The organism is Streptomyces alkaliterrae (genome assembly GCF_007097205.2).
GTDB classification, from domain to species: Bacteria; Actinomycetota; Actinomycetes; order Streptomycetales; family Streptomycetaceae; genus Streptomyces; species Streptomyces alkaliterrae.
Genome location: NZ_VJYK02000526.1, coordinates 1 through 2145 on the forward strand (window position 1 = coordinate 1; position 2145 = coordinate 2145).

1 protein-coding gene and 1 pseudogene are annotated in these 2145 nt (G+C 74.3%); both read right to left on the bottom strand.

The window, feature by feature from the left end:
• Positions 1 to 577: pseudogene (locus FNX44_RS26385) on the bottom strand (hypothetical protein); the annotation flags it as partial.
• A 267-nt stretch (positions 578 to 844) separates the two neighbouring features.
• Positions 845 to 1960 carry a C40 family peptidase gene (locus tag FNX44_RS26390; RefSeq protein WP_143651494.1) on the bottom strand — a complete coding sequence of 372 codons (1116 nt, stop codon included), beginning with the start codon at positions 1958 to 1960 and terminating at the stop codon, positions 845 to 847.
• Between the last annotated feature and the right edge of the window lie 185 nt (positions 1961 to 2145).

Here is a 2145-nt window from a genome sequence, read left to right on the forward strand (position 1 = left end):
CCTCGCCCTCGGCGACCGGCTCGGTCACCGTGACCGGCTCACGCTCGATGGTCGCCTCGTACGTCGGGTCGGCGTCGTCACCCTTGGCGCGCCAGCCCTCCACGGCGACCTTGCCCTGCTCGGCGAGCTGTCGGCGGGCGAGGTCGGAGCGTTTGCGTTCCTCGGCGTAGCGGATGGCCCGGTTGAGCAGGGCGGCGTCGAGGTCCTGGCGGGGCAGCTGGTCCTGGGCGCCGAGGCGGACGGCCTCGGCGGCCTTCTCGGGGTCGTCCTCGTCGGTGAGCACGAGTACCGCCTGCCGGGGTGCCATGGCCACGACTTCGCGCAGTACGTCGAGGTCGCCGTCGGCGAGGTCGAGGAGGACGCAGCCGACGTCGTCGGTGAGGAGGCGGGCCGCCTCGGTGAGGTTGCGGGCGGTGCGGACGCGGAGCCGGCCGGCCGCGTCGAGGAGCGCGGGCAGGGAGGCCGCGCCGGCGGACGGGTCGTCGGCGATCACCAGGAGGGTGCGCGCCTGGCGGGGGAACGTACCGAGCGCACCGGGCGCGGCGGGGGCACTGTGCGGCGCGGCTGCCTGTGCCACCGGGGACGGTGTCGCCCGATCTGTGTGCTCGCCCACCGGTCGGGGCATCGGCTGTCCTCTTCCCTCCCCCCGGAAGGCGTCGACGCCCGGTGCCGGACGTCGCGAGCGACCCTACCGGGCGGGTGGGCGGCTGCGGAACGCCTGCGGCGGCCAAGTGCGGCACACAACAGCGGCATATGCCCATGGAGTTGTACGGATCACACCGGGCCCACGCCCGGATCGCCCCCCGGCAGTGGCCCGTCGGGGCTCGCGATCAGGGCGGCGCGGTCACGCGTCGGGGCGGACGACGCCCCTGATCGGGAGGGCACCGACGCCCTCCACCCGGACCTGCCGACCGGTGCGCGGCGAGTGCACCATCGTGCCGTCCCCGACGTACATGCCGACGTGGCTGGCGTCCGTCTTGTAGATGATGAGGTCACCGGGGCGCATGTCCTTGACCGCCACCCGCTTCAGCCCCTGCCACTGCTGCTGGGAGGTGCGCGGGATGCGTACGCCCGCGGCCTCCCAGGCGCGCAGCGTCAGCCCCGAGCAGTCGAAGGTGCGGGGGCCGGTGGCGCCCCACTCGTAGTCGCGGCCGACCTGGTCGAGGGCGTAGGCGAGAGCCGCGCGGCCCTTCGCGGAGGCGGTGCCGTTGATCTCCTCGAGTACGCCGCTGCGCAGCCAGTCCAGCTGGCGGCGGTAGGAGGCCTGGTCCTCGAGCTCGACGAGGCGGGCGCGGTCGGCGGCGGCCAGCTCGGACTCCAGTTTCTCGGCGGCCCTGAGCTTCTCCTCGATCTTCTTCTTCGCCCTGGCCCGGGCCTTGCGGTCGGCTTCCAGCTGCTCCCACTGCCGGCCGGCCTTCTTCGCGTAGCTGCGGAGGGCGGACTGGGTCTCGGCGAGGTCGTTGATGACGCCGCGGGTGGCGCGCTGGCCCTGGCGGAGCAGGCCGAGGGAGTGGAGGAAGCGTTCGGGGTCGCGTTCCATGGCGAGGCGCTGGTTGACCGGCAGGCCGAGTCCCCGGTACTGGGCGCGGGCCATGGCGCCGGCCTGGTCGTTGAGCTTGCCGAGCCGGACGCGGTTGTTGTCGATCTTCCGGGCGAGGTCGGCGATGCGGCGTTCCTGCCGGCGGACCTTCTGCTGTGCGGCGTTGTAGGCGTCGGTGGCGGAGCCGGCTTCGTCGTGCAGCTCGGTGATGCGGCGGCGGACCTTCTCCAACCGGGCGGTGCGGGCGTCGTCCGCGTCGGCACCACCGCGGCCGTCCGCACGGCCGTCCCCGCGGCCGGCCCCGCGGCCGTCGTCCTGATCCGTGGCGGGCGGCGGCTCCGGCGCGGCCCATGCCTGTCCCCCGACGGGCAGCAGCAGCGCGGCGAGCGCACCGGCCAGTACGGCGCCCTTGCGTATCACGAAGTCCGTCCCCTCCCCCTTGGTCCCGTGCGGCCCCCGGCACCTGTCCGGCGGGCCTCGGTCGGCGGCGGCCAGCTCGGACTCCAGTTTCTCGGCGGCCCTGAGCTTCTCCTCGATCTTCTTCTTCGCCCTGGCCCGGGCCTTGCGGTCGGCTTCCAGCTGCTCCCACTGCCGGCCGGCCTTCT